Annotated in this window: 20 protein-coding genes; 8 read left to right on the top strand and 12 right to left on the bottom strand. The window is 72.5% G+C overall.

Features of this window, described 5'->3' with window-relative positions:
- From B0E54_RS23830 to B0E54_RS23820, 3 genes are all read right to left on the bottom strand, one after another.
- Window positions 1-1065 carry a LacI family DNA-binding transcriptional regulator gene (locus B0E54_RS23830; protein WP_234588182.1) on the bottom strand — a complete coding sequence of 355 codons (1065 nt, stop codon included), beginning with the start codon at window positions 1063-1065 and terminating at the stop codon, window positions 1-3.
- A gap of 128 nt (window positions 1066-1193) precedes the next feature.
- Window positions 1194-2081: a helix-turn-helix transcriptional regulator gene (locus B0E54_RS23825; protein ID WP_234588180.1), complete on the bottom strand. Its 888-nt coding sequence runs from the start codon at window positions 2079-2081 to the stop codon at window positions 1194-1196.
- A 138-nt stretch (window positions 2082-2219) separates the two neighbouring features.
- Window positions 2220-2459, bottom strand: coding sequence for a DUF397 domain-containing protein (locus B0E54_RS23820; RefSeq protein ID WP_234588179.1), 240 nt, complete (start codon window positions 2457-2459; stop codon window positions 2220-2222).
- Between the two features lie 267 nt (window positions 2460-2726).
- Here B0E54_RS23820 and B0E54_RS23815 point away from each other — a divergent pair, with 267 nt between their 5' ends.
- Complete coding sequence (locus tag B0E54_RS23815) at window positions 2727-3377, top strand: GGDEF domain-containing protein (RefSeq protein ID WP_234588178.1); 651 nt, start codon at window positions 2727-2729, stop codon at window positions 3375-3377.
- Window positions 3378-3405: 28 nt separating this feature from the next.
- Here B0E54_RS23815 and rox read toward each other — a convergent pair whose 3' ends face one another.
- From rox to B0E54_RS23800, 3 genes are all read right to left on the bottom strand, one after another.
- Window positions 3406-4851 (bottom strand): rifampin monooxygenase, encoded by a 1446-nt coding sequence (gene rox, locus B0E54_RS23810; protein WP_234588177.1) that lies wholly within the window; start codon window positions 4849-4851, stop codon window positions 3406-3408.
- 150 nt (window positions 4852-5001) lie between these two features.
- The gene (locus B0E54_RS23805; RefSeq protein ID WP_234588176.1) at window positions 5002-5475 is read right to left on the bottom strand and encodes an SRPBCC family protein; all 474 of its coding nucleotides are present in this window, start codon (window positions 5473-5475) and stop codon (window positions 5002-5004) included.
- On the bottom strand, window positions 5459-5803 hold the full coding sequence (locus tag B0E54_RS23800; RefSeq protein WP_234588175.1) for a helix-turn-helix transcriptional regulator: 345 nt from the start codon (window positions 5801-5803) through the stop codon (window positions 5459-5461). Before B0E54_RS23800 ends, B0E54_RS23805 begins: the two co-directional genes overlap by 17 nt.
- A 148-nt stretch (window positions 5804-5951) precedes the next feature.
- Here B0E54_RS23800 and B0E54_RS23795 point away from each other — a divergent pair, with 148 nt between their 5' ends.
- On the top strand, window positions 5952-6602 hold the full coding sequence (locus B0E54_RS23795) for an NAD(P)H-dependent oxidoreductase (protein ID WP_234588174.1): 651 nt from the start codon (window positions 5952-5954) through the stop codon (window positions 6600-6602).
- Window positions 6603-6876: 274 nt separating this feature from the next.
- Here B0E54_RS23795 and B0E54_RS23790 read toward each other — a convergent pair whose 3' ends face one another.
- Window positions 6877-7368: a type II toxin-antitoxin system PemK/MazF family toxin gene (locus tag B0E54_RS23790; RefSeq protein WP_234588172.1), complete on the bottom strand. Its 492-nt coding sequence runs from the start codon at window positions 7366-7368 to the stop codon at window positions 6877-6879.
- A 64-nt stretch (window positions 7369-7432) separates the two neighbouring features.
- On the opposite strand from B0E54_RS23790, the gene B0E54_RS23785 reads away from it, so the two are divergent.
- Window positions 7433-7948 carry an NUDIX hydrolase gene (locus B0E54_RS23785; protein ID WP_234588169.1) on the top strand — a complete coding sequence of 172 codons (516 nt, stop codon included), beginning with the start codon at window positions 7433-7435 and terminating at the stop codon, window positions 7946-7948.
- A 50-nt stretch (window positions 7949-7998) separates the two neighbouring features.
- Entirely contained in the window at window positions 7999-9285 is a 1287-nt protein-coding gene (locus B0E54_RS23780) for a hypothetical protein (protein WP_234588167.1), read from the top strand.
- Between the two features lie 25 nt (window positions 9286-9310).
- On the opposite strand, the gene B0E54_RS23775 is transcribed toward B0E54_RS23780, so the two are convergent.
- The 5 genes from B0E54_RS23775 to B0E54_RS23755 form a co-directional block, all read right to left on the bottom strand.
- Window positions 9311-9889 carry a DUF2267 domain-containing protein gene (locus B0E54_RS23775; protein WP_234588166.1) on the bottom strand — a complete coding sequence of 193 codons (579 nt, stop codon included), beginning with the start codon at window positions 9887-9889 and terminating at the stop codon, window positions 9311-9313.
- 94 nt (window positions 9890-9983) lie between these two features.
- Window positions 9984-10382, bottom strand: coding sequence for an NUDIX domain-containing protein (locus B0E54_RS23770; RefSeq protein WP_234588165.1), 399 nt, complete (start codon window positions 10380-10382; stop codon window positions 9984-9986).
- 59 nt (window positions 10383-10441) lie between these two features.
- Window positions 10442-11782, bottom strand: a complete 1341-nt coding sequence (locus B0E54_RS23765) for an amylo-alpha-1,6-glucosidase (protein ID WP_234588164.1) — start codon at window positions 11780-11782, stop codon at window positions 10442-10444.
- Window positions 11779-12600 carry a sugar phosphate isomerase/epimerase family protein gene (locus B0E54_RS23760; RefSeq protein ID WP_234588163.1) on the bottom strand — a complete coding sequence of 274 codons (822 nt, stop codon included), beginning with the start codon at window positions 12598-12600 and terminating at the stop codon, window positions 11779-11781. Before B0E54_RS23760 ends, B0E54_RS23765 begins: the two co-directional genes overlap by 4 nt.
- Window positions 12601-13638: a zinc-binding alcohol dehydrogenase gene (locus tag B0E54_RS23755; RefSeq protein WP_234588162.1), complete on the bottom strand. Its 1038-nt coding sequence runs from the start codon at window positions 13636-13638 to the stop codon at window positions 12601-12603. It abuts the gene before it with no gap.
- 115 nt (window positions 13639-13753) lie between these two features.
- Between B0E54_RS23755 and B0E54_RS23750 the strand changes: the two genes are divergently transcribed.
- The 4 genes from B0E54_RS23750 to B0E54_RS23735 all read left to right on the top strand — a co-directional run bounded on the left by B0E54_RS23750 (window position 13754) and on the right by B0E54_RS23735 (window position 17701).
- Window positions 13754-15148, top strand: coding sequence for an ABC transporter substrate-binding protein (locus B0E54_RS23750; protein ID WP_234588161.1), 1395 nt, complete (start codon window positions 13754-13756; stop codon window positions 15146-15148).
- Window positions 15145-16101 carry a carbohydrate ABC transporter permease gene (locus tag B0E54_RS23745; RefSeq protein WP_234588160.1) on the top strand — a complete coding sequence of 319 codons (957 nt, stop codon included), beginning with the start codon at window positions 15145-15147 and terminating at the stop codon, window positions 16099-16101. The genes B0E54_RS23750 and B0E54_RS23745 overlap by 4 nt, the downstream gene beginning before the upstream one ends.
- Window positions 16101-16967, top strand: coding sequence for a carbohydrate ABC transporter permease (locus B0E54_RS23740; RefSeq protein ID WP_234588159.1), 867 nt, complete (start codon window positions 16101-16103; stop codon window positions 16965-16967). Before B0E54_RS23745 ends, B0E54_RS23740 begins: the two co-directional genes overlap by 1 nt.
- 128 nt (window positions 16968-17095) lie before the next feature.
- Entirely contained in the window at window positions 17096-17701 is a 606-nt protein-coding gene (locus tag B0E54_RS23735; protein WP_234588157.1) for a bifunctional 2-polyprenyl-6-hydroxyphenol methylase/3-demethylubiquinol 3-O-methyltransferase UbiG, read from the top strand.
- Window positions 17702-17819 lie beyond the last annotated feature (118 nt).

The following is a 17819-nucleotide window of genomic DNA, read 5'->3' as shown; positions in this document are numbered from 1 at the left end:
TCAACTCCTCGGGACAGGTCCGGTGGAGGCCCGGACGACGAGTGCGGTGGGCAGCAGCACATGACCGGCTGCGGCGTCCGCGGGTGGGTCGAGCAGTAGTTCGGCGGCGATCCGGCCCTTCTCCTCGGCCGGCTGCCGGACGGTGGTGAGGCCGGCCGACGCGGCCTCCGGAATGTCGTCGAAGCCGGTCACCGAGACCGGCGGGTTGGTGCCGCCCGGCCGCTGGGCCAGCGCGTCGAGCACACCGAGGGCGAGGATGTCGGAGCCGGCCAGCACGGCGGTCGGTGGCACGGGCCCGTCGAACAGGCCGGCGACGGCGGCGGCCGCGGCCTGGCGGCTGTTGCCGAGGGCGTTGACAAGCGTCAGCTCCGCCCAGTCGACGCCGACCTCGGCGAACGCGTCGGCGAAGCCGGCGAGCCGGCCGCGGGTGGTCGGGTGCCACGCCTCGTGCGCCCCGGACAGGGTGACGGGGCCGGCGGGCGCGTCGGGCAGCACGGCGTCGGCGAGCAGGGCCACCCGGCGGTGACCGAGGCCGGCCACGTGCGCGGCGACGCTGCGCGCCGCGGCCCGCTCGTCGATGCCGACGTACCGCTCGTCCGCGCCGGCGTCGTCGCGGGGGGCCGTGCTGACGTACGGCAGTCCACGCGCCCGGATCACGTCCAACGCCCACTCCTCGTCGGCGACGCAGTAGACGCAGAAGCCGTCGACTGCGGCGTTCTCCACCGCGCGGCGGGCGTCGGTCTGCGCGGGTGGGAGCGGCACCAGCAGCATGCTCGTGCCGTGTCGCTCGGCGGCGCCGCTCACCCCGGTGAGGAAGCTGATCGCGAAGGGGTCGGTGAAGGCGTACGACAGCTGCGACGTGAACAGGACCCCGATCGAGCCGACGAAGCCGCGGCGCAGGGAGCGGGCGGTGGGATTGGGCCCGGGGTAGCCCAGTTGACGGGCGGCGTCGAGGATCCGCTCGCGCAGCGCCGTGGAGAGCTGGTCGGGACGGCTGTAGGCGTTGGACACGGTGCTGCGGGAGACACCTACGGCGTCCGCGACGGCTTGCAGTGTTGGCTTCACCCGGCACCTCTCTGTATCGATTCAGACTGAATCGATACAGAGACTAGCCCGACGAGTTGGCGACGGTCAATAAGAACGTGCGAGCCCGCAGGGCCACCCCGGGTGCGACTGCCGCCCCGGGCGGGCGCTCACTGCGGGTAGAGCTCCTCCAGCAGTCGACCGAGGATCTCCGGCGTACGCTCCGGCGGCTCGGCCTCGACGCACAGCCGCTCCATGGCCACTGCGTAATAGTCGAGGTCGTCGCGCTTGTCGAGGTAGATGGCGCTGGTGAGCTGTTCGATGTAGACGATGTCCGGCAGCTCCTGGTCGCCGAAGCGCAGGATGGTGAACGCGCCACCGGCGGCCGCGTGGCCACCTGCGGCGAACGGGATGACCTGGAGGCGGATGGTGGGCGACTTGGTGGCCTCGATGAGCGCGACGAGCTGCTCACGCATCACCTCGGCGCCGCCGATCGGACGGCGCAGCGCCGCCTCGTCCACCACGGCCCAGAGTTGCGGCGGCTTGTCCCGGTGGAGCAGTTGCTGGCGCTGCATCCGCAACTCCACGCGGCGATCGATCTCGCCGACGCCGGCCGCCCCGTGCCCGAGCAGCACCACCGCTCGCGCGTACTCCCGGGTCTGCAACAGGCCGGGGACGAACTGCACCTCGTAGCTGCGGATCAGCGCAGCCGCCGCCTCCAGGCCCAGGTACGACTGGAACCAACTGGGCAGCACGTCGCCGTAGCGGTGCCACCAGCCGGGGCTGTTGGCGTCCCGGGCGAGCTTCAGCAGCGCCTCGCGCTCGCCCTCGTCGCTGACGCCGTAGAGGGTCAGCAGGTCGGACACGTCGCGCTCCTTGAAGCCGACCCGACCCAGCTCCATCCGACTGATCTTCGACTCAGAGGAGCGGATCTCCCACCCGGCGCCCTCCCGGGTCACTCCGCTGGATTCCCGCAGGCGGCGCAGTTGGGCGCCGAGCAGCATGCGCAGCACGGTTGGCCCGGTTGTCGGACCGCCCTCGGCGGGAACCATCGTCACGTGCGGACCTCCGGATACCGACCACGCGGCCGGGCACCCAGCCCGGCCGACGTGTAAGCATGCCATGGACCGACAGTGAGGTGAACTCCTCCGTACCGGCGATTCAGTCCCGTCCCCGGGACGGCCTTCGGCGACCGGTCAGTTGATCAGGTGATCGAAGTCGCCGTCGCGTGCGCCGAGCACGAACGCGGCGATCTCGTCCACTGTGTAGATCAGTGCCGGGCCCTCCGGATGGCGCGAGTTGCGGACGGCGATGCCGGCTCCCCCGGGCAGTTCAGCGAGTTCGACACAGTTGCCGCTGGGGTTGCTGCGGCGGCTCTTCTGCCAGCTCAGCGGGGGCAACTGAGTAATCGGAACGCCATTGGGTGGCTGTTGCATGAGAGGCGTCTTTCTGCTCACGAGCCCGCCGGTGCCCGTGGGAGGAGCGGTGACGGCGAGGGTGCGGTATCGACAGTGGATCGTTATGCACGTGCATCTGCTATTGCATCTGCACCGGACGGCGAGCATGATAACGCACGTGATCGGTGCTTATCCGTTCACTTTGCGTTACCCCGACTGGGGCAACCACCAGGGAAAACTGGCCCCGACGCGGCACCGCGCCGCGCAGACCGACGGCTGGAGGCGGTCGCGGCGATGGGAGGTCTCGTGCCGGATCCGATGAGCGTCGCCTCCGGCATCTGTGCGGCGGGAGCCCTGCTCTCCTCCTGGCAAATGCGCCGACGGGCCCTGCGGGCCGAGGCCGAGATCGGGCACCTCCAGGCCGAGTTGGCCGCCGAACGGCACGCCGCCAGCCACGACCCGCTCACCGGGCTGCCCAACCGACGCGCCTTCTACCGCCTCGCGGCCGCGCTGCTCACCAACGCCGACGGCCAGCCGCTGATCGCCATCGTGCTCGACCTCGACGACTTCAAGCAGATCAACGACCGGTACGGGCACGCTGCCGGCGACCAGGTGCTGATCAGCGTGGCCGAACGGCTGGCCGGTTTCGCCGGGGACAACCTCGTCGCCCGCCTCGGCGGCGACGAGTTCGCGGGCCTGCTCGCCAGCCCGACTGTCGACCGGCGCTGGATCGAGCACGCCACCCGCCGCCTCAGCGAGACCGTCGCCGCGCCCATCCGGCTCAACGGGTGCAGCGTCCGCGTCACCGCCTCGGTCGGGCTCGCCCCGGTGACCGGTCCGGGCCAGCTCACCGACGCGCTCAGCCGCGCCGACGCGGCCATGTACCAGGCGAAGAGCCTCTCCGGCCCGCGGGCGCCCCGCCAGCTCGTCGACAGCGCCCGCCTCGCGGAGTGGTGACGGGACGGCCTCAGGCGGCGGGTCCGCCTCAGGCTGCGGCTCTGCCTGCGGCGGCGGGTCCGCCGAACCACCGGGGCAGCTGAGCGACCAGGTCGGCCTGATCGTCACCGGCCCAGGCCACGTGGCCGTCCGGCCGCAACAGCACCGCGGGTACGTCCAGTTCCGCGCTGACGTCGACGACGTGGTCGACCCGGTCGGCCCACCCGGCGACCGAGAGCCGGCCGGTCTGATCGAGCAACAACCCGCGACCGCCGTGCAGCAGCTCGTAGAGCCGTCCCCGCTTCAGCGGTACGTCCCGCAGGTGCCGACCGACCAGCTCGTGGCCCTCGCCGAGGTCGTAGCGCACCCCCAGGCCGGTGACCTTCTCGATCAGGTACCGGTTGACGTCCTCGAAGTCCAGCAGCTCCGACAGGAGGTGTCGGACCGCCTGCGGCCCCGGCTCGGGGGACAGCAGGAACATCTGCGCGCGGGTGTTGACGAGCACGTCGGCGGCCACCGGGTGCCGCTCGGCGTGGTAGCTGTCCAGCAGCCCGTCGGGCGCCCAGCCGTTGATCTCGGCGGCCAGCTTCCAGCCGAGGTTGACCGCGTCCTGGATGCCGAGGTTGAGCCCCTGCCCGCCGGTCGGTGGGTGGATGTGCGCCGCGTCTCCGGCCAGCAGCACCCGGCCGACCCGGTACCGCTCGGCCAACCGGGTTGCGTCGCCGAAGCGGGAGAGCCAGCGTGGAGAGTGCACGCCGAAGTCGGTGCCCGCGTACGCCCGCAGTTGCTGTTGGAACTCCTCGATCGTCGGCGGGACGGAGCGGTCCTCGGCCACCTCGGCGGCAGGCACGAGAACCCGGTACACGCCGTCGCCGAGCGGCCCGAGGCCGAACCGCAGGTGGGTCTTGCGGACCTCGGCCACCACCTCGGCCACCGTCTGCGCCGGTACGCCCACCTCCATCTCGCCGAGCAGCGAATCGACCCGGCTGGGTTCACCGGGAAAGCCGACACCGAGCAGCCGACGGACCGTGCTCCGGCCACCGTCGCAGCCGACGAGGTAGCGCGAGCGCAGCGGCGTACCGTCGGCCAGCTCCGCCGTCACCCCGTCGTCGTCCTGACTCAGGCCGACCAGTTCGCTGCCGCGGCGGACCTCGACGCCGACCTCGACGGCGTGCTCCGCCAGCAGCCGGTCGGTGGTGGTCTGCGGAATACCGAGGACGTACGCGTGGGCACTGTCGAGACCACCCGGCGACGGCTTGGGAATCGCGGCGAAGTAGCCACCGAGCGGATGCCGCGTGCCCAGGGCGAGGAAGCGCTCCAGCAGCCCACGCTGGTCCATCACCTCGATGCTGCGCGCGTGCAGACCCAGCGAACGGACGTAGCGGGTCGGCTCGGTGTCCTTCTCCACCACGAACACGCGCACACCGTGCAGTCGCAACTCGCTGGCCAGCATCAGACCGGTCGGCCCGCCGCCGGCAATGATCACATCGATCACGAGATCCCCCGATTTTCCCACGTTTGGGCTTCGGGTGGAGATTCTGCGGCATCACCCGGGTCTTGCCGCAAGACCCCGGGTGCGATATAAGTTGGAGGTGGCAGGGAGCGCGACTTCCCTGCCATTTCTGTTTCTCCTCGCGCCTACCCGTCAGCGCATTGTGGACAGGTGGCGCTGCAGGGCTGCGTACGACTCGGCAGCCCCCTGCGCCATTCCGGACTCGGCCATGCCGTCGCGCTGCTCGGGGGTGTCGAAGCGGGTGGTGCCGGTGAGCACCGTGCGGCCGTCCTGCTCGGTGAAGACCAGCGTCTCCACCGCCACCTGGCCGGGCATGCCCTCGAACTCGAAGGTCTGCACGATCCGCTCCGGCGCGACGATCTCCCGGAACTCGCCCCGGAAGGCGTACGCGTTGCCGTCGGGAGCGTGCTCGACGAAGCGGTAGCGGCCGCCCTCGCGGAAGTCGATCTCGACGTCCAGCGGGTTGCCCCGGCCCCACCAGTGCCTGAGGTGTTCGGCCTGGGTGTGCGCGGCGAAGACGAGGTCGCGCGGAGCGTCGAAGGACCGGGTCATCGTGATGTCCCGGTCGGAGGACATGTCGATCGTCAGGTCACGGGTTTCGGTCACGGCTGGTCTCCTTCAGGTCGCGTAGGTAGTCGTCCAGGGCGTCGTGGCGCTCGTCCCAGAGCCGGCGGTACTGGTCGACCCACTCGGCGAGGGTGCGCAGCGGTGCCGGGTCGAGCCGGCACCGCCGCCACTGCGCCTCGCGGGTCCGCACGATCAGCCCGGCGCGCTCCAGCACGGTGAGGTGCTTGGAGATCGCCTGGAGGCTGATCGGGAACGGCTCCGCCAGTTCGTTCACCGTCGCGTCGCCGGTCGCCAGCCGGGCCAGGAGGGCGCGGCGGGTCGGATCGGCGAGGGCGGCGAACACGGCGCTGACCGGATCTGCTGTCATGTCGCTTTCAACCACCTAGATGATTAACCGATGAGTTGAATTTACAGCTCAACGCCGTTCTGTCAACCCGTTCAGGAGATCCCTGGTGAGTCGCCCCGGAGACCGGGTATGGGGAAGCCGGCCGTTCCGTCGCCGAGAGGAACCCGTCGTGGTGAGCATTCGCGCCCTCGTCCTCAACTGCACGCTCAAGCCGTCGCCAACCCCGTCCAGCTCCGACCAGTTGGGTCGCGAGGTGCTGGCCGAACTCGCCCGCCAGGGCGTGGACGGCGAGATCGTGCGCGTGGTCGACCACGACGTGCGCTTCGGGGTGTCGACGGACGAGGGCCACGGCGACGGCTGGCCCGCGATCCGCGCCAAGCTGCTCGCGGCCCAGATTCTCGTCATCGCCACGCCGATCTGGCTGGGCCAGCCCGCCAGCGTCACCAAGATGGTCCTCGAACGTCTGGACGCCGAACTGTCCGAGACCGACGACGAGGGACGGCTGCTCACCTACGGCAAGGTGGCCGGCGTCGCGGTCGTCGGCAACGAGGACGGCGCGCACCACAGCATCGGCGAAGTCCAGTGCGCGCTCAGCGAGGTCGGCTTCACCATCGCGGCGGCCGGCGCTACCTACTGGGTCGGCGAGGCACTGCACAAGGTGGACTACCGCGACGCCGGCCCCAAGCCGGACACCACCGGCCGCACCACCAAGGCCCTCGCGCTCAACAGCGCGCACCTGGCCCGGCTGCTCGCCGAGCAGCCGTACCCGCCGCCGGAGGCGCAGGGCGCCGCGGTGGGCCCGAGCCGCGAGCCCGTCTGACCGCCGCGCGCTTCACAACGCCGACGAGCGCCGCCCGCATCGACGCCGTGGTCGGCCGGGCGCCCCAGGGCTCAACGAGCCGTTCCGTACGGTTTCCACGTCACCTGTCGAGCTGCCCTACGTGTGGGACACGGGCACGCTCCAGATCCGCACACCGCCCCCACCGCTGGGCACGCTCCAGACCCCGCACACTGCCCCACCGGTGGGGCAGCTCGACAGGGCCCGAAGGAACCTCGACAGGGCGCGCTGCGACAGTGCGCCAACGGGGTTTCGGTCAGCGCCAGCCGTAGCCGGCGCGCAGCGCCTGCCCGACCCGGTCGAACCGGGGCCGGTCCAGCACGGCGCCCTCGCGGCGGATGCTGTCCTCGCGCATGGTGAGCACGCGGTCCAGCCGGACCCAGCTCGGCCGCTTGTCGCGGTCCCACTCGCCGGGGCCGAGCGCGAACCAGTGCCGCTGACCGTCCCGCTCGCTCTGGCTCGACAGCATCAGTCCGAACAGCGTCCGGCTGTGCCGTCCGACCACCAGCACCGGGCGGTCCTTGCCCTGGCGGGGGTCGTCCTCGTACGGCACCCAGGTCCAGACGATCTCGCCAGGGTCGGCCTGGCCGTCCCGCTCGGGCGCGTAGGTCAGCTCGCGACGCTGCAACGCGCTCACCTGGCGAGGGCGGGCCACCCGCGCGGGAGCCGGCCCGGTACGCCGGGGCGACGGGATTGCCGCGCCCACCCGGGAGATGCGTTGCGCCACGTTCCTCAAGAGACCAGCCACGGCGGGCAGCCTACCGGCCCCGGCGCGGCCGGCCGGCGTCGGCGCACTGCGGCAGACTGGCCCGATGGACGAACTGCCCGACGACCTGCCGATCCTTGAGCGGCGCGCGGTGCGCGTGGTCGTTCGCGACGACACCGACCGGGTGCTGCTGTTTCACACCCGCGACCCGGACCATCCCCGGCTGGGCACGTGGTGGGAGCTGCCCGGCGGCGGCATGGACCCCGGTGAGACGTACCGGGACACGGCCGTGCGGGAGCTGCGCGAGGAGACCGGCATCGTCATCACCGCCGACCAGCTGGGCGCACCGACCTGGCGGCGACGGGCGAGTTTCCTGCACCGCCAACTGCGGCACGTCCAGGACGAGCTGATCGTCGCCGTACGGCTGAACGGGCCCGGGCCGGACGTGGACGAGGCCTACCGGCTCGACTACGAGCGGGAGGACTACTTCGGCTTCCGGTGGTGGCCGCTGCCGGAGGTGGTGGCGAGCGGGGAACGGTTCTATCCCGGCCAGCTCCCCCGGCTGATCACGCCCTTTCTCGCCGGCGAGCAGATCGACGAACCGTTCGAGCTGTGGTCGTGAGCAGGGCCGGCGAAGATGCCGGACGCGGATGCGACGGGCAGAGTGGGTACATGACGACGGACCTGCACGCGCCGCTCTCCGCGTACGCCGGGCGGCTGCACGCCACGATCGGCGACCGGCATCACGTCGCCTCTCCGCTCGGGGCCTGGCTGCTGCTCGCCCTCAGCGCGGCGGCGACGGCCGGCTCCGAACCGGCGGGCGACTCCGAAAGGGCGGGCAACTCCGGCTCGGCTGACAACTCCGGCTCGAGGGCCGAGGGGCTCGCGGCGGCGCTGGGCACCGACCTGGCCAGCGCGGCCACCGTGGCCCGCGCGCTGCTGGACACGCCGCATCCACTTGTCGCGTCGGCCACCGCGCTCTGGCTCCGAGCGGGCCGGCGCACCGACGAGCCGGCCGGGTGGCGGGCGGCGCTGCCGGCGGCGACCGAGGTCGGCACGCTGCCCGACCAGGCCGGGTTGGACGCGTGGGCACGCGAGCACACCCACGGCCTGATCGAGACGTTCCCCCTGAAGGTCCACCCGGACGTCGTCTTCGCCCTGGCCAGCGCGCTGGCCACCCGGATCTCCTGGGCGCAGCCGTTCGAGGTCACCGACGCGCGTGCGCTCGGCCCGGCCAGCGCCTGGGCGCGGGACCTACGGCGAGCGCTGCGCAGCCCGGACCACGGGCACCAGGGGGCCATCGTCACTACCGATCGGGCCGGTGACGTGATCGTGCACGCCGCCCGGGCCCAGGCCGCCGACGGCGCGGGGCTGGTGGTGCTCTCGGTGGCCGCCGCACCGCACGTGCCGGCGACCGACGTGCTCGCCGCCGCGTACGACCTCAGTGCCGGCGCGGCCGACGGCGCGCAACCGCCGGGGCGGCGCTCGCTGTTCGACCTGCCGCTCGGCGACACCGCGTTGTGGACGCTGCGGGAGGAGCGGGTCCGGACCCGCGCCCGCGACGGCCGCGAGGAACGACACCGGGCGGTGCTCCCCTGCTGGTCGGCCCGCAGCGAGCACGACCTGACCGCCGAGTCGCTGGGCTTCCCGGCGGCCACGGCGGCGCTGGCCGGGGCGCTCGCCCAACCGGTGCAGGGCTTCGAGGCGCGGCAGGTGGCAATGGCGCGGTACGGCCGGTACGGCTTCGAGGCGGCGGCGGTGACCGGCATGTTCGGGACGGTCAGCCTGCCGCCGGAGGGCGTCGCCCGCACCGCCGAGCTGCGCTTCGGCCACCCGTACGCAGTGGTGGCCGTCGCCACCGACACCACTGCCGACGGCGCCACCGGGCCGTGGCACGGAGTGCCGGTCTTCTCGGCGTGGATCACCGAGCCCGAGGACCTGCCCGACGCCGACGTCTAGGCACCGGCGCGGTTCCCGGCGACGGTCAGCGGGTGGACGGGTCGGGCACGATGGGCGGATCGGGCGCGGTACCGCCGTCGTCGTCGCGGGGCAGTCGCGCGACCATCTCCCGGAACTCCCGTACGGTCACCGCCTCCCGCAGGGTCGCGAAGACCGCTCCGGTGCCGGCCCGTGCCGTGGCCGGGTCCACTCCGGCGCGCTGGCCCACCCGGCGCAGGAACTCCGCCGGGCCGGCGTCCACCGGCGGCGGCGCGACAGGCCCACCAACGTCAGCCCCACCGACGTCGAGACCCACACCGGTGTCGAGTCCGTCAACGCCACCGGTCGGGCCGGTGAACGAGCCGGGCCCCAGGACGGAGGACGAGCCAGCCGGATCCCCCGGCAGACCCGCCAGTGGGCTCGGCGGCGCGTCGTCCAGGTAGCCGTCGACCTCGTCCGGAAGGTGTCCGGTGAGATCGTCCGGCGGGCCGCCCGTGACTCGTTCGGCCATCGTCTGGAGCACCGCGCGGGCGAGCGCGGCGGCCTGCTCGGTGGGCAGGCCGGACCGGCGGGACACCGCGTCGATGAAGTGCGGAAACCCGTCGCCGCCCGCGCTGTCGGTCACGCCGCGCGCTTACCCCGGGCCGCCGACGCCAAACGACGCCGACGGCACGACAGCGCAGCAACCAGCGCAGCCGACCAGCGCGCCCGAGCAGCCGTCAGCGCAGCAGGTCCGCCGCCAGCAGGTGATCGAAGATGAGCTGGTCGACCGGGGAGGTGCGGTGCCGGTCGGCGTACCCGAGCCAGGCCATCTCGGCGATCTCACTGGCCGGCCGCAGCCGCCCCCGGTAGCCGGCCCGGTAGCAGGTCATCCGCACGGTGATCCCGGTCGCGTGCCCGTGCGCCTGCGCGCTGAACGTGCCCAGGTGCACGGCGCTTCGCACGTCGACCTCGACGCTCAACTCCTCGTCGATCTCCCGGCACAGGGTCTCCAGGTCGCTCTCCCCCGGCTCGCGCTTGCCCCCGGGCAGGTACCACACGTCCTTGCCCTGCGAACGGGTGCTCAGCACCCGGCCGTCCTCGATGAGGATCCAGGCCACCTTGTCGATCTCGCGCACGCCGCCTCCCGCCCCGCTGAGAGCGGGCACGCTACCACCCGGCGCCGGCCGCGAGACAGTCAATCGGCCAGCAGGTCGAACAGCAGCGCGGCGGTCCAGCCGAACGCCGGTGAGCCCAGCCCGGCGCCCGTGTCGGGGTGGAAGTACTCGTGGCAGCCGGCCCGGGCGACCAGGTCGATCATCGAGCGGCGCAGGCCGGCCGCCAGCTCCGGGTGCCCGTGGGTCAGCAGGCCGCGCCGCACCAGCCAGCCGATGTTCAGCCAGCTCGGCCCGCGCCAGTAGCGCAACGGTTCGAAGTCGGGCGCGGTGCGGTCGTAGGTGGGCAGCGGCCGGTCCATCCACCGGGCCACCCCGAAACGCGGTGACCGGGCCTCGACGACCAGCGCGTCGACCTGCCGGGCGGGCAGGCCGGGCAGGATCAGCGGCGTGAGCCCGAGCACGGTCCGCGCGCCGACGAGCCGATCGGTGCGCAGGTCGCGGGGCTGGAAGGTGCCGGTGCCCGGGTCGTACAGCCGGCGTACCAGCGCCTCGGTGACGCGGTCCGCGCGGACCCGGTGCGGGGCCGGGTCCGCGCCGGTCAGCGCGGCGATCTCGGCCAGCGCGTGCTCGGCGGCCCCGAACGCCGCGTTGAACAGCGGGCACTCCACCAGGAACGGATAGCCGTCGGCCAGGTCGCGGTCGGCGTAGCCCTGGTCGCGGTAGGCCGCGACGATCGCCAGGTAACGCGCGTAGTCCAGGTCCGTGGGGCGGTGCGCGGCGTCGGCGTGCGCGGTGTCGTGCCTGCGGTACGCGCGCATGACGGCCGCGTCCGCGTCGACCGCGGCCATCGGCTCGTCCCAGGCGGGGCTGTTGTCCAGACCGGACTCCCACGGGTGTACGACGCACACCAGCCCGTCGCCGGCGACGTCCCGCCGCGTCGCCAGGTACCGCTGCTGGGCGACCAGCGCCGGGTAGAGCCGGCGCAGCGCGGCCAGCCCGGCCGGATCGGGCGAGCGCCGGTACGCCAGCAGCGCGGCGAGCGCGTGCACCGGCGGCTGGACCAGGCCGGAGGTGTCCACCGTGGGCGAGCCCTCGACGTCGGACGAGCGCCACAGCTCCGGCCCGGGAAAGTACGCGCCGACGCGCAGCGCCGGGTTGAACACGATGTGCGGCACCCGCCCGTCCACCCACTGCGCCCGGAACAGGCTCGTCAGCTCCTGCCAGGCCCGCTCGGGACGCACGTGGGCCAGGCCGACCGCGATGAACGCGGAGTCCCAGCTCCACTGGTGCGGGTAGAGCGTGCGCGACGGGACGGTGTGGTCGTGCTCCCAGTTGGCGTCGAGGGTGGCGACGGCGAGCCGCCGCAGCCCGACCAGACCGGCCGGCCCGCCGGTACGGGTGGGGACGGCACCGGCGCTCATGCGGCGGCCCGCCGGGGCAGTGCGTGCCGCAGCACCGCGGCGGCCTGTTGCAGGGCCCGGACCGGGTCGCCGCGCAGCCGGCACTCCAGAGCCAGCCAGCCCCGGTAGTCCAGCTCCAGCAGGGTCCGCACGAGGGCCGGCCAGTCCAGGTGCCCGGCGCCCGGCTGGTACCTGTTGGAGTCGCTGACCTGCACGTGCCCGAGGTACGGCGCGGCGGCGCGCAGCGCCCGGTGCACGTCGTCCTCCTCGATGTTCATGTGGAAGGTGTCGGCGACCACCCGCACCGAGGGCAGTCCGAGCGCGGCGCAGAGGGCGACCGCCTCGTCGAGCCGGTTGACCATGTGGTCCTCGTACCGGTTGAGGGGTTCGAGGAAGAGCGTGACCCCCTCGGCGCGGGCGTGTTCGCCCAGCTCGCCGAGGGCGTCGAGGAGCACCTGGCGGTCGCCGGCCGGTGGGCGCGGCGGCTCGAACGGCGGCAGCCGTCGGGAGAACATGCCCCAGGCGGCCGGGGTCATCGCCCCGACGCCGCCCAGCTCGGCGATGACCGAGAGTTGGGAGCGCAGGTTGCGGACGGCGTCGGCGGACCGGGCGCTGTCGAAGTCGCCGATGAAGTGGTCCATCTCGACGCAGACGGTGGGCATCACCACCCCGGCGGCGCGGGCCCGGCGCAGCTCGGGCAGTCGAGCGGCGAACGCGAGGTCACCGCGTGCGCGTAGCTCGATGCCCTGGTAGCCCAGGGCGGTGGCGAGGGCGTACTTCTGGATCAGGTTGGTGCCCGGCAGGAGTTGTTCCTGGCAGGCAAGCGCGATGGTGGTCATCTAGAACCTCAACACCACTTGGAGGACGTCACCGGCGCCGCGGTCGAGCAGCGCGAGGGCGTCGGCGACCGCGCTGGCGTCGACGATGTGGCTGACCAGCGGCAACGGGTCGACGCTGCGCTCAGCCACCAGGTCCATGAAGGTCTGCGCGACCCGGTCTCCGGTCCACCGGCCGGCCATGCTCGGCGCGGGGGTGGGCCCGGAGACCTGGGCGGCCACCAACTGGATGCGGTTGTGGTGGAACTCCTCGCCGAGGCCGAGCGCGTCGGCCTGGCCCTGGTAGAAGCCGGCGGCCACGACCCGGCCGGCGTGTGCGGTGGAGCGGATCGCCTCGTGCAGCGCCGGGTACGCCCCGGACAGCTCCAGGCAGACGTCCGCGCCCCGGCCGCCGGTGGCCTCGCGGAGCACGGCGGCGGCGGACCGCGCCGCGACGTCCACTGTGGACCGCGCGCCGTAGCGGCTGGCGTACGCCAGCCGGCCGGGCACCTGGTCGACGGCGACCACCCGGGCGCCGGAGAGCACGGCGAGCCGGGTGGCGAGCAGCCCGATGACGCCCTGCCCGAAGATGCCGACCCAGTCGCCCAGGTGCAGGTCACCGGCGAGCACGGCGGTCAACGCGATCGCGCCCGGCCGGGCGAAGACAGCCGCGAGCGGGTCCAGGTCGGCGGGGAGCGGCCGGACCGCGTCGGCGGCGAGCACCGCCTCGGCCCGGTGCCCCCAGATGCCCCACACGAGCTGCCCCGGGTGCCTGTCGACGACCTCGGGCGCCACCTCGACGACCTCGCCGACCTCCTCGTAGCCGAAGCCGATCAGCGGGTACGGCACGGGGGTCTGGCGGGGGACGAACATGCGGGCGGCGTCGTCCCAGTCCTTGCTGAGCCGGGGATTGCTGCCCCGGTAGAGGGTCAGCTCGGTGCCGGCGGAGATGCCCGAGTAGCAGGTGCGGACCCGGACCTGGCCCGGGCCGAGCGGATCCGGCGGGCAGGGCTCGAGGCTGATCCGTCGAGGCCCGGCGAGAGAGACCACCCAGTTGCCCATGTGTCACATCCCGGTAGCACTGGGCTCCAGGATAGCAAAAAATCGCTATATGTCTTGTCATTGATCTATCGAAGGTGTTGAATCCCGTATGTACCCTTCGAGAGGAGTGCCACCGATGTCAGCACCTCCGAGGCGGATACTCGCCACCACCCTGATCATGGCACTGACCGCATCCACCCTGCTGGCCTGCGGAGATGACGGATCCGACAGCAACAGCAAAAAGATCACCGTTTGGAGTCTGGAAGACGTCGCCGACCGCGTCACCGCCACCAAGGCAATCATCGCGGACTTCACCGCGAAGACCGGGATCCAGGTCGACCTCGTGACCGTCAACGAGGACCAGTTCCCGTCCCTGATCGCCGCCAACGCCGCCGCCGGCGACCTGCCCGACGTGGTCGGCTCGGTCTCCCTGGCCGGCATCCGTACGCTCGCCGGCAACGAGTTGCTGCACGCCTCGGCGAACGCGGAGGTCGTCGACAAGCTGGGCCGGCAGACGTTCTCCCCCCGGGCGTTGGAGCTGACCTCCGACGACGGCAAGCAGCTCTCCGTGCCCAGCGACGGGTGGGGGCAACTGCTCGTCTACCGCAAGGACCTGTTCGCCGCCGCCGGCCTGCCCGCCCCCGACACGTACGAACGGATCACCACCGCCGCGGCGAAGCTGAACACCGGCGGCGTCGCCGGCATCACCGCGGCGACCTCGCCCAGCGACGTGTTCACCCAGCAGACCTTCGAGCACCTGGCCCTGGCCAACGGCTGCCAGCTCACCGACGACTCCGGCGCGGTGACGCTCGATTCGCCGCAGTGCGTCGAGGCGTTCCGCTTCTACGGCGACCTGATCCGCACCAGCTCGGTGAAGGGCGCGCAGGACGTGGACACCACGCGGGCCACCTACTTCGCGGGCAAGGCCGCCATGGTGATCTGGTCGCCGTTCATCCTCGACGAGCTGGCCGGGCTGCGTAACGACGCCAAGCCGACCTGCCCGCAGTGCCAGGCCGACCCGTCGTTCCTGGCCAAGAACAGCGGGTTCGTCACCGCGATCAAGGGCCCCAACGGCACCGAGCCCGCGCAGTACGGCGAGATCAGTTCGTGGGCCGTGCTCGACGGCGCGGTGACCGACCCGGCGAAGTCCTTCGTGGAGTACATGCTCGGCGACGGCTACCCCCGCTGGTTCGGCATGTCCCCCGAGGGCCGGTTCCCGGTGCGCAAGGGCACCACGGCCGAGCCGGAGGCGTTCCTCACCGCCTGGAACACCAGCCAGGCCGGCGTGGACGCCAAGAAGCCCCTCTCCGACGTGTACGGCGACGAGGTGCTGGCCACCCTGCGCAGCAGCCCGGACACCTTCGGGCGCTGGGGGCTCAGCCAGGGGCAGGGCAAGCTGGTCGGCGCCATGCTCGGCGAGCTGCCGGTGCCCAAGGTGCTGGGCGACCTCACCTCCGGCAAGACCGACGCGGCGGCCGCCGCCGGCCGGGCCAAGAAGGACGTCGAAGCGATCAAGGCGGGCGTCAATTGACCACCACCGCCCCCGACACCGGCCGCTCCCCCACCAGGGAGCGGCCGGATCGGCCCCGCCGCCGACCACTGACGCTGCGCCGCCGCGAGTCCCGTGCCGGGCTGGCGCTTGTCGCGCCGACCCTGCTCGTCACCATCGCGGTCATCGGCATCCCGATCATCTGGACCGTCGTGCTCGCCTTCCAGCGGGTCCGGCTCGCCACCCTGCGCAAGACCGGGCTCTTCGGCGAGTTCACCATGGACAACATCGACCGGGTGCTGCACACCCCCGGCTTCGCCGACACGCTGTGGGTCACGCTGCTCTACAGCGTCGGCGGCACCGTCGGGTCGATCGCGCTCGGTCTGGTCGCCGCCCTGGTGGTGCGCCGCCCGTTCCGGGGCCGCACGCTGGTGCGGGCCTCCATGCTGCTGCCGTACGTGGCGCCGGTGGTCGCGGTCACCTTCGTCTGGCAGGTCATGCTCGACCCGCAGCTCGGCATCGTCAACCACTGGGGTCAGCGCCTGCTGGGCTGGGACGCGCCCGTCCCCTTCCTCACCCAGGAGTCGACAGCCCTGGCCACGGTCATCGTGTTCGAGGCGTGGCGCTACTTCCCGTTCGCGTTCCTGTTCCTGCTGGCCCGGCTCCAGGCGGTGCCCGGTGAGCTGGAGGAGGCCGCCCGCGTCGACGGGGCCACGCCCACCCAACGGTTCCGGCACATCCTGCTGCCGCAGCTGCTGCCGGTGATCGCCCTGCTGGGGGTGCTGCGCTTCATCATGACGTTCAACAAGTTCGACGACGTCTACCTGCTCACCGGCGGGGCCGCCGGCACCGAGGTGGTCAGCGTCCGGGTGTACGAGTTCCTCACCGCCCGTACCGACATCGGCGCGGCGGCCGCGCAGGCGGTCGTGCTGGCCGTGGTGCTCATCGTGTTCGTGCTGATCTATCTGCGCTTCTTCGGACGGAGGGTCAGCTGATGGACCGGGACATGGTCGAGACGGTGAGCCTGCGCTGGCTGCGCCGCCTGGTGATCGCCGCGTTCCTGGTCGTCACCGTCTTTCCCTTCTACTACATGCTCGTGCTCTCGGTACGCCCCATCGAGCGGCTGCTGCTCGACCCGGGCTCGCTGGTCGTCGGCTTCGGCGAGCTGACCGTCGCCACGTACGCCGAGGTGCTCAAGGCCACCGACGACGGCGGCCAGGGATTCCTCACCTTCATCCGCAACAGCGGCCTCGTCGCGGTCGCGGCGACAGTGCTCACGCTGCTCGTCGCGATCCCCGGCGCGTACGCGGTGGCCCGGCTCCGGTTCTTCGGCCGGCGGCAGGTCGACTTCCTGTTCCTGGCCGTCTACCTGTTCCCGTCGATAGTCATCGCGATCCCGCTGTTCGTGGTCTTCAGCCTCGCCGGGCTGCGCGGCTCGCTGTTCGGCCTGGTGCTGGTCTACATCTCGCAGACCCTGCCGGTGTCGGTCTACATGTTGAAGAACTACTTCGAGACCATCCCGGTCAGCCTGGAGGAGTCGGCGGCCATCGACGGGGCCGGCCGGCTCGGCATCATCCGCCGGGTCAGCCTGCCCCTCGCCGCGCCATCGATCATGGCGGTCGCGCTCTACGACTTCATGATCGCCTGGAACGAGTTCCTCTTCGCCCTGCTGTTCCTGGTCGACAAACCGGACCGGTGGACGGTGTCGCTGGGGTTGTCCCTGCTCTCCGACGGCGTGGAGGTGCCCAAGACGGTGCTCATGGCCGGGTCGGTGGTCCTCACCCTGCCCATCGTGATCCTCTTCTTCGCCAGTGAACGCCTGCTCACCGAGGGCCTGACCAGCGGCGCGGAGAAGGGCTGAGGTGTTTCCCTGATCGGTGGCAGCCCAGCGACCCGACACGCCGACCCCGTCGCCGCTGAGCTGCCACCGATCGGGCCGCCTGCCGGACCGGCCCGTCGCGCCCCGACCGGCCCGGTTACGGTGGCCGTATGGCCAACCCGACCCGCTGGGCGACCGACACCGGTCCAGAGCACTCACAGTGGTACATCGACAGGTTCCGCAAGCTCGCCGCCGAGGGAGCGGACCTGGCCGGCGAGGCCCGACTTGTCGACACGCTCGTCGCGCCCGGCTCGCGGATCCTCGACGCCGGCAGCGGCACCGGCCGCGTCGGCGCGGCCCTGGCCCAGCGCGGGCACACAGTGGTCGGGGTCGACGCCGACCCCGCGCTGGTGGAGGCCGCCCGCGCCGATTACCCCGGCCCCCACTGGCTGGTCGCCGACCTCGCCGAACTGGACCTGCCGGCGCTCGGCGAGGCGGAGCCGTTCGACGCGGCCGTCCTCGCCGGCAACGTCCTCGCCTTCGTCGCCGCCGGCACCGAGCCGGAGGTGCTGCGCCGACTCACCGGGCACCTGCGTCCCGACGGCGTGCTGGCGGTGGGCTTCGGCACGGAACGCGGCTACCCGCTGACCGCGTTCGACGCCGACGCGGTAGCCGCCGGGCTGCGCCTGGAGCACCGCTTCGCCACCTGGGACCTGCGGCCGTGGCGCGACGACGCGCCGTTCGCGGTCAGCATCCTGCGCCGCCCGGCCACCTGACGCCCGGCCACCTGACGCCCGACCGGCGGGCCGCCGCCCGCCGCCCGGGGGACACCACGACCGGCATCAGGACGGGGCCGCGACGGCCCGGGCCGCGGCCGGGTCCAGGGTCGCGCCG

Origin of the sequence: Micromonospora sp. MH99 (genome assembly GCF_021442385.1) — a bacterium.
GTDB lineage: Bacteria > Actinomycetota > Actinomycetes > Mycobacteriales > Micromonosporaceae > Micromonospora.
The sequence above is the reverse complement of the archived record's forward strand: the minus strand, read 5'-3'. Positions and strand labels throughout refer to the sequence as shown.

Excerpts from the sequence above, each read along its gene's own strand:
- B0E54_RS23820 (WP_234588179.1), bottom strand. The coding sequence starts at position 2,459 with ATGCAACAGCCACCCAATGGCGTTCCGATTACTCAGTTGCCCCCGCTG.
- B0E54_RS23800 (WP_234588175.1), bottom strand. The coding sequence starts at position 5,803 with ATGACAGCAGATCCGGTCAGCGCCGTGTTCGCCGCCCTCGCCGATCCG.
- B0E54_RS23785 (WP_234588169.1), top strand. The coding sequence starts at position 7,433 with ATGGACGAACTGCCCGACGACCTGCCGATCCTTGAGCGGCGCGCGGTG.
- B0E54_RS23780 (WP_234588167.1), top strand. The coding sequence starts at position 7,999 with ATGACGACGGACCTGCACGCGCCGCTCTCCGCGTACGCCGGGCGGCTG.
- B0E54_RS23765 (WP_234588164.1), bottom strand. The coding sequence starts at position 11,782 with ATGAGCGCCGGTGCCGTCCCCACCCGTACCGGCGGGCCGGCCGGTCTG.
- B0E54_RS23760 (WP_234588163.1), bottom strand. The coding sequence starts at position 12,600 with ATGACCACCATCGCGCTTGCCTGCCAGGAACAACTCCTGCCGGGCACC.
- B0E54_RS23755 (WP_234588162.1), bottom strand. The coding sequence starts at position 13,638 with ATGGGCAACTGGGTGGTCTCTCTCGCCGGGCCTCGACGGATCAGCCTC.
- B0E54_RS23750 (WP_234588161.1), top strand. The coding sequence starts at position 13,754 with ATGTCAGCACCTCCGAGGCGGATACTCGCCACCACCCTGATCATGGCA.
- B0E54_RS23740 (WP_234588159.1), top strand. The coding sequence starts at position 16,101 with ATGGACCGGGACATGGTCGAGACGGTGAGCCTGCGCTGGCTGCGCCGC.
- B0E54_RS23735 (WP_234588157.1), top strand. The coding sequence starts at position 17,096 with ATGGCCAACCCGACCCGCTGGGCGACCGACACCGGTCCAGAGCACTCA.